The organism is Streptomyces boluensis (assembly GCF_009908195.1).
Taxonomy (GTDB): domain Bacteria; phylum Actinomycetota; class Actinomycetes; order Streptomycetales; family Streptomycetaceae; genus Streptomyces; species Streptomyces boluensis.
In genome coordinates this window covers 1-6,650 of record NZ_JAAAHS010000401.1, presented here as the reverse complement: position 1 = coordinate 6,650, position 6,650 = coordinate 1, and the positions used below count along the sequence as shown (strand labels likewise).

The 6,650-nt window shown below is 68.9% G+C and carries 9 protein-coding genes; 4 read left to right on the top strand and 5 right to left on the bottom strand.

What is annotated here, in order from left to right; all coding sequences use genetic code 11:
- Nucleotides 1-55: 55 nt before the first annotated feature.
- The 3 genes from GUY60_RS32075 to GUY60_RS32065 all read right to left on the bottom strand — a co-directional run bounded on the left by GUY60_RS32075 (nucleotide 56) and on the right by GUY60_RS32065 (nucleotide 2,266).
- Complete coding sequence (locus GUY60_RS32075; RefSeq protein ID WP_161704283.1) at nucleotides 56-244, bottom strand: hypothetical protein; 189 nt, start codon at nucleotides 242-244, stop codon at nucleotides 56-58.
- A 37-nt stretch (nucleotides 245-281) separates the two neighbouring features.
- On the bottom strand, nucleotides 282-1,523 hold the full coding sequence (locus GUY60_RS32070) for a serine hydrolase domain-containing protein (RefSeq protein WP_161704281.1): 1,242 nt from the start codon (nucleotides 1,521-1,523) through the stop codon (nucleotides 282-284).
- Between the two features lie 254 nt (nucleotides 1,524-1,777).
- Nucleotides 1,778-2,266: a glutathione peroxidase gene (locus tag GUY60_RS32065; protein WP_161704279.1), complete on the bottom strand. Its 489-nt coding sequence runs from the start codon at nucleotides 2,264-2,266 to the stop codon at nucleotides 1,778-1,780.
- Between the two features lie 118 nt (nucleotides 2,267-2,384).
- On the opposite strand from GUY60_RS32065, the gene GUY60_RS32060 reads away from it, so the two are divergent.
- Nucleotides 2,385-2,834, top strand: a complete 450-nt coding sequence (locus GUY60_RS32060) for an SRPBCC family protein (RefSeq protein WP_161704277.1) — start codon at nucleotides 2,385-2,387, stop codon at nucleotides 2,832-2,834.
- A gap of 56 nt (nucleotides 2,835-2,890) precedes the next feature.
- Here GUY60_RS32060 and GUY60_RS32055 read toward each other — a convergent pair whose 3' ends face one another.
- On the bottom strand, nucleotides 2,891-3,631 hold the full coding sequence (locus GUY60_RS32055) for an NIPSNAP family protein (RefSeq protein WP_161704275.1): 741 nt from the start codon (nucleotides 3,629-3,631) through the stop codon (nucleotides 2,891-2,893).
- Nucleotides 3,632-3,785: 154 nt separating this feature from the next.
- On the opposite strand from GUY60_RS32055, the gene GUY60_RS32050 reads away from it, so the two are divergent.
- Nucleotides 3,786-4,817 (top strand): helix-turn-helix transcriptional regulator, encoded by a 1,032-nt coding sequence (locus tag GUY60_RS32050; RefSeq protein WP_161704273.1) that lies wholly within the window; start codon nucleotides 3,786-3,788, stop codon nucleotides 4,815-4,817.
- 74 nt (nucleotides 4,818-4,891) lie between these two features.
- Here GUY60_RS32050 and GUY60_RS32045 read toward each other — a convergent pair whose 3' ends face one another.
- Nucleotides 4,892-5,380: a MarR family winged helix-turn-helix transcriptional regulator gene (locus tag GUY60_RS32045; protein WP_376771342.1), complete on the bottom strand. Its 489-nt coding sequence runs from the start codon at nucleotides 5,378-5,380 to the stop codon at nucleotides 4,892-4,894.
- A 141-nt stretch (nucleotides 5,381-5,521) separates the two neighbouring features.
- Here GUY60_RS32045 and GUY60_RS32040 point away from each other — a divergent pair, with 141 nt between their 5' ends.
- Both GUY60_RS32040 and GUY60_RS32035 read left to right on the top strand, forming a co-directional pair.
- Nucleotides 5,522-6,136 carry an SgcJ/EcaC family oxidoreductase gene (locus tag GUY60_RS32040; RefSeq protein WP_161704269.1) on the top strand — a complete coding sequence of 205 codons (615 nt, stop codon included), beginning with the start codon at nucleotides 5,522-5,524 and terminating at the stop codon, nucleotides 6,134-6,136.
- On the top strand, nucleotides 6,133-6,650 hold a 518-nt coding region (locus GUY60_RS32035), incomplete at its 3' end, for an SDR family NAD(P)-dependent oxidoreductase (protein WP_161704261.1). The genes GUY60_RS32040 and GUY60_RS32035, both read left to right, overlap by 4 nt.

Genomic DNA, 6,650 nt, shown 5'->3' with positions numbered 1-6,650 from the left:
GGGGCGCGGTCATCCTTGAGACGGAGTCCGCGGGGGGTGCTGGCGGCCTCGCCCGCTATCGCCTGAGTGCGCGGTAACGCTTCATGAGAGCGGTGATCTCCTCAGGCCGGGCCCCGCTGTTCAGCTCCACGAGCAGATCGTCAGGGCAGAGCTCGTACAGGTCACCCCACCAGCGCCGCCCCTTGTTGTCCCAGACCCGATACCCACCGGGCACCCCTCGGGCGACGTAACGCCGCTTGCCCAACTGCCCTCCCCCGTACGCGATATGACCCGTCGGAACACTAGCGCGGGGGGACCGGGCGGTCGTAGACGTTGTCGGGGGTGACGATCTGGGTGATCGCTCGGGCGACCAGCGAGGACGGCTCCTGGCCGTCATGGGTGACGTCGGTGTTGAGCTGCACCACCAACGTCGCCTTCAGCGAAGGCAGGTAGACCGTCACGCTCTCGTAGCCAGGGATGGAGCCGTTGTGCCCGATCCAGCCGTCGCTGTTGAAGATGCCGAGGCCGTAACTCGTGCCGGGGTAACCGGTCGGCAGTGTCTGCAGCCGCTCTTTCTGCGTCTCCGGGCTGAGCAGCTCCCCGGTGGCGACGATCTTGGCCCAGCGGCGCAGGTCGTGCAGGTTCGAGATCATCGCCCCGGCCGTCCAGCCCCAACTGGGGTTCCAGTCCGTGGAGTCCTCGATCTTGCCGCTCGTCGTCTGGTTGGTGTAGCCGCGCGGATGCGGGTCGGGGAACTCGGCGCCGTTGGGGAACACCGTGTGGTCGAGGTCGGCCGGGCGGATCACCCGCTCGCGGATGAAGTCGGCGGCGCTCTGCCCGCTCGCCTTCTCGATCACGAGACCGAGGAGCACCAGGTTGGTGTTGGAGTACTCGAACTGCTTGCCCGGCGCGAAGGTGTTCTTGTGCTTGAAGCCGTACGCGAGCACCTCCTGCGGCGTGTACGAGCGGCTCGGGTCGCTCAGCAGATCGCGTACAAAGCCCGGGTCCTCGGTGTACGGGAACAGTCCGCTGCGCATCTCGGCGAGCTGACGCAGCGTGATGTTGTCGCCGTTCGGCACGCCGTCGACGTAGCGGGAGATCGGGTCGTCGAGCCCGATCTTCTCGTCGTCGACGAGCTCGAGCAGGCCGGTGACCGTGAAGGTCTTGGTCTCGCTGCCGATCCGCGTGTACAGATCGGTGGTCATCGGCTCGCGGTTCGTTTTGTCGGCGACCCCGGTCGCGCGGAGGTAGCAGCCCTTGCCCTCCATCCACAGTCCGACGGCGACACCGGGGATGGCGGCCTCCCGGCGGACGTCCTCGATGGCCTTGTCGAGGCGAGCGGTCGTATCGCTTCCGAGAGCGTCGTCCGGCGAGCACTCGTCCTGGGCCTGTCGGGCGGTGCCCGCTCGGTCGCTGCCCGCTCGGTCGGTGCCTGCGAGGAGGGCCGCGGTGTCGGCGCCGGCGGGAGTCGCCACCACCGGAGCAAGTACGGACGCCACGAGCAGCGCGGCTGCGCACAGGCGTCGGGAGGGAGTAGTTCGCATGTCGCGCACTTCTTCCGGATCGGGGCTGAGGCGGTACGCGTCCCCCGCCTATCCACTCGACCAGAACCCATGTTCGGCCGCAACACGTGGAAGGGACCCCGAGCGGAGAGTGCGCGGTCACCGATGAACGCCTGAGCGCGGTCACCGATGAACGCCGATGAGTGGCGTCACGGGTAAGCAGACAGCCAACCCGGCGCAACTCCCCATCCCCGCAGGCCAGTTATGGACGGCACGCATGGCCGACCGAGGCCGCGTCAGGCGGGAAGGATCTCCTCCAGTGCCTCTACGACTTCGTAGGAGTCAGGTGTGGTCTGCGGGGAGAAGCGGGCGGCGACGGTGCCGTCGGGCGCGATGAGGAACTTCTCGAAGTTCCAGCGGATGTCGCCCTTGTGCCCGTCCACATCCGCGACGCGCACGAGCTTCGCGTACAGCTGGTGCCGCCGGGGGCCGTTCACGTCCACCTTCTCGGTCAGCGGGAAGGTCACTCCGTACGTGGACGAGCAGAACTCGGCGATCTCCTCGGGCGTTCCGGGCTCCTCCTCCGCGAACTGGTTGCACGGCACCCCGAGAACGGTGAACCCCCGCCCCGCGTACTTCTTCTGCAGCTGTTCCAGCTCGGTGTACTGCCGGGTGAGGCCGCACTTGGAGGCGACGTTGACGACCAGGACCGCCTTGCCCCGGTACTGGGCGAGATTCGCGGGGCCGCCCTGGAGAGCACCGATCCGGACTTCGTGAATGGACATGCCGGAGATGCTAGGGCCGCGTCTGGATCACGCCGGTCCCGGATGCGGCTGCCTGGCCTGGTCCCCTTATCGGCCGGGGTGGGATCATTTCAGTGAGATCCCTGCGAAAGGGGACGCAATGTCTGCGATCAAGGAAACGATCGACATCGATTGCAGTCCCGAGGAGGTGTACTCGTACGTCACCACCCCCTCCCACCTGCCGGAATGGCAGGAGAGCGCGGTATCCGCACATGAAGTCGGCGACGCCGCGATGGGTGTGGGCACCAAGGTCGAGGTGACCCGGAAGATCGGCCGCCGCGAGATCCCCATGACCATGGAGGTCACCGAGTTCGATCCGCCGAGAAGCTGGCATCTCCACGGCACCGATGGCCCCGTCAGGGGAGACGTCCAGGGCACGATCGAGCCCCTCGACGACGGAAAGCGTTCACGCCTGACGCTGAGCGTCGACTTCGAGGGGCACGGTGTGGGCAAACTGCTCGTGCCGCTGGTCGTCCGCCCGCACGTCCGCAAGGAGATGCCGAGGAACGAGGAAAGGCTCAGGAACCTGCTTGAACACAGCGCCGCTTGAACACAGCGCCGCCTGAGACCTGACCCGCCGGGCACCCGGCCGGACCTCAACGGCCCTCAACGGATGAGTGAGCGGGCCGTGGGCGCGAGTCGTAGGAACAGCGGAGCTGTGGCCTGCGCTCGCTCGATGCCCGGAAGAATCTCGTTCCGTACGAGGGGATGGGCCGTCGCGTCGGCGACGTGGCGGTGGTGGGCGGCTTCGTCCGGGTACGAGGTGAAGACCGCGACGATGTTCTCCCCGGTGCGGACCGGGAGCCTGGGGAAGGTGTTGGCCGCCGGTTCCGTGGCGAGTACGGCGAGTGGTGCGGGCCCTGTCTGCCGCAGCAGCGGGACGAGACGGTTCTGGATCAGTTCGGTGCCGTCGTGGGTACCCGGAGGGAAGTGCCACAGTGCGGCGGCCACGAACCGGTCCGGTGCCGCGGCGCCCGCCCGCTGCCGTTCGGACGGGGTCACCGCGAAGCCGCGCCGGTCCGGCGGGGGCCGCAGCAGCAGGACGTTGTCGGAGTCGACCATGGTGGCGTTGGCCTGGGGGCCGTGCGCGGCCCAGACCGGCCCGCCGTAGAAGGCCGACAGGGCCTCCCGTCGGGCCTCCATGTCCTCGAAGCCGCGCAGCCAGACGAAACGGTCCGGATCGTCGAGGTCGCGGAACTGGCCGAGGACGATCATCCCGGTCTCTTCCTGCGTTTCGACGAACTCCCGGTCGAACAGCTCGATGAGCTCGTCCCGTCGGCCGGGGCGCAGGGTGTACTGGCGCAGCTCGATCACAGCGGGATGGCCGACGGGGGCGGTTCCGGGCACAGCGGACTCCGTTCTCTGACTTGCTTCGAGCACGTGCTTCAAGCACCTGCTTCGAGCACTTGCTACGAGTCGGGTGGACCGACCTGGGCCGACGGTAGGGCCCAGGTGTGCCAGAACCTGTCAGTGTTTCGGAGCTCCGGAGCAGAATCCTCGTATGTCTGCCGACCGGTTGCTGTCGATGCTGCTGTTGCTCCAGACCCGTGGCCGCATGTCGGCACGACGCCTTGCCGATGAGTTGGGGGTCTCCGTGCGTACCGCCTACCGCGACCTGGACCGTCTGCAGGCCGCCGGGGTCCCGGTCTACGCCGAGCAGGGCCGTACCGGCGGCTATCAGCTGGTCGATGGTTACCGCACCCGCCTCACCGGGTTGAGCGAGCGCGAGGCCAGGGTGCTGTTCCTCGCCGGACTGCCCACGCCCGCCGCCGATCTGGGGCTCGCCGAGGAAGTGGCCGCGGCGCGGCTGAAGTTGCTGGCCGCGCTGCCTGCGGCCATGCGCGAAGAGGCGACGCGGACCGACGCGGTGTTCCACCTGGATGCTCCGGGTTGGTACCGGGAAGCCGAGGCGACCCCGTATCTGCCCCTGCTCGTGGACGCGGTCTTCAGCCGGCGTGCGGTGGACGTGCGGTACCGCCGTTGGCGCGCACCGCAAGAGGTGGACCGTCGGCTGTATCCCTATGGCCTGGTGCTCAAGTCCGGCACCTGGTACCTCGTGGCCGCGGCCAAGGGCCGGACCGCCACCTACCGGGTCACCCAGGTCCTCGACGCGGTGGTGAGCGACGAGCGCTTCGAGCGGCCGGAGGACTTCGTCCTGGGTGCGTACTGGTCGTCCTACCTGGACGACTTCCAGGCACGTCGCTATACGGGCACCGCCACCGTCCGGCTGTCGCCGAGGGGACGCGAGCGGCTGGCTGCCAACGTCCCGCCTGAGGTGGTACGGGCAGTTGAAGCCACCGCGACCGCGGTCGGCTGCGACGGCTGGAGCGAGGCCGTCATCCCGACGGAGAGCACCGAGCACGCGTGTGGCGAGCTGCTGCGGCTCGGTATCGATGTCGAGGTCGTCGCGCCGGAGGAACTGCGCCAGGCCATGGCTGACGCGGTCTCCGTACTCGCCCGGACCTACGGGACCTACGGCACCTACGGGACCTACGGGCACAGCCGCCCCGGCGGGACAGAGCCGGCGCGGTGAACTTCGAGGAGTGCGCCCTCCGTTGGACGAAGGGCCGTCGACTCCGACGACCGAGGGGCCGAAAAACTCTGACGTCAGCGCTCCTTCTTCTTCCGTGTCGCCGCCTTCTTCCGTGTCGCCGCCCGGATCTCCTCCGTAGCGGCCCGGAACGCCGGGGCCGCGCGGCTGAAGTAGTCGAAAAGCAGGGCCTGTTGCTCCGGCGTGTACTCGCCGAGCACCTCCCCGATCCGCCGCCGCGCCGGAGCCACGGCCGCCTCGACCTCGCCCAGTGCGTCGGGTACCGCCTCCACCAGGACCTTGCGCCGGTCGGCGGGGTCCGTGGCGCGGCGTACGTATCCCGCACGCTCAAGGCGGTCGATCAGTCGCGTCGTCGCGCCCGTCGTGAGGCCCGTCCCGGCCGCGAGTTCACCTGAGGTGAGCCCGCCCGCCGCGCTGATGCGGCTGAGCGCGTACCACTCGGACGCCTGGAGGCCCGCTGCCTCCGCACCCGCCATGGCCTGCAGCCCCACGGCATCGATGTAGTCGCGAAAGATCGCCCGCTGGTCCTGCTCCGCCGTCGACACGTCGTCATCTCCTTGCCTAATATCTGCATGTGTGCAGATAATGCATGCGTGCAGTTGTTGCACGGGTGTGGCCATTGTGGCCGCTGCCACCACCGGTCCGCCACCACTGGCCCGCCACCAACCGAACGGGGAGTCCTCACCATGAACACCAAGATCGTCAAGCGCGCCGCCCTCGCCACCACCCTGGTCGTCGCTCTCGGCGCCGTGGGCGCGTACATATGTCTCGACGCGACCTCCGACGTGCGGCGCACCGGTGCCGAAACCTGCGGCGAGGTGATCCCGGCCGACGCCGACCGCCGCGACGGCGAGGCCGTCTGCGCCACCCTCGACGCCCTCAGCGACGCCTGGGAGCGCGGTGACGCGGAGGCGTACGGCCGCCAGTTCACCGAGAACGGCACGTACACCACCTACATCGGCAGCCACTACGAGGGCCGCGCCGACATCACCGCGAGCCACCGCGCGCTTTTCAAGGGCTTCCTCAAGGACAGCAAGCTCGCCGCCAGGTACCTCGACATGCGCTTCCTGACCAAGGACGTCGCCGTCCTCACCAGCCGCGGCGCCGACTACACCGGTGACAAGCCCGGCGCGGACGAACTCTCGAAGGTGACGACCTTCACCCTGGTCCGCGACACCGACGGCAGCGACGACAGCGACACCTGGCGGATCGCCGCGTTCCACAACACCGAGCGCAGCAACGTCATGGAGCGCTTCTCCTTCCTCTACGCCCCCGACACCGCCCCGAAGGCGGAACAGTGACCCGCGCCCTGATCACCGGCGCCACCGAGGGCATCGGCCGCGCCCTCGCACTGGCCCTCGCCGCCGAGGGCCACACCATCACCGCCGTCGCCCGCACCGAGCACCGTCTCAAGTCCCTGACCGGTCAACTCGACGGCCCTCACGCCTACTTGACCGCAGACCTCACCACTCCGTCGGGCCTGCACGCCCTCACCACCGCACTGCGTGCCAGGCCCTACGACCTCCTGGTCAACAACGCCGCGCTCGTCCCTGCCGGACCGTTCGACGACGCCGACCCCCACGCCCTCCAGGCCGCGATCCGCCTGAACTGCGAAGCCGTCGTAGCCCTCGCCCACGCCTTCCTCGCCACCGCCCGCCCCGGAGCCGCCCTCGTCAACATCTCCTCGACCCTCTCCTTCGCCCCCAAGCCCGGCCAGGCGGTCCACAGCGCCACCAAAGCGTTCGTCACATCCTTCTCCGAGGCCCTCTGGTACGAGCAGAAGCGGCGCGGCGTCTACGTACTGGCCCTCTGCCC

Excerpts from the sequence above, each read along its gene's own strand:
- GUY60_RS32070 (WP_161704281.1), bottom strand. The coding sequence starts at position 1,523 with ATGCGAACTACTCCCTCCCGACGCCTGTGCGCAGCCGCGCTGCTCGTG.
- GUY60_RS32065 (WP_161704279.1), bottom strand. The coding sequence starts at position 2,266 with ATGTCCATTCACGAAGTCCGGATCGGTGCTCTCCAGGGCGGCCCCGCG.
- GUY60_RS32060 (WP_161704277.1), top strand. The coding sequence starts at position 2,385 with ATGTCTGCGATCAAGGAAACGATCGACATCGATTGCAGTCCCGAGGAG.
- GUY60_RS32050 (WP_161704273.1), top strand. The coding sequence starts at position 3,786 with ATGTCTGCCGACCGGTTGCTGTCGATGCTGCTGTTGCTCCAGACCCGT.
- GUY60_RS32040 (WP_161704269.1), top strand. The coding sequence starts at position 5,522 with ATGAACACCAAGATCGTCAAGCGCGCCGCCCTCGCCACCACCCTGGTC.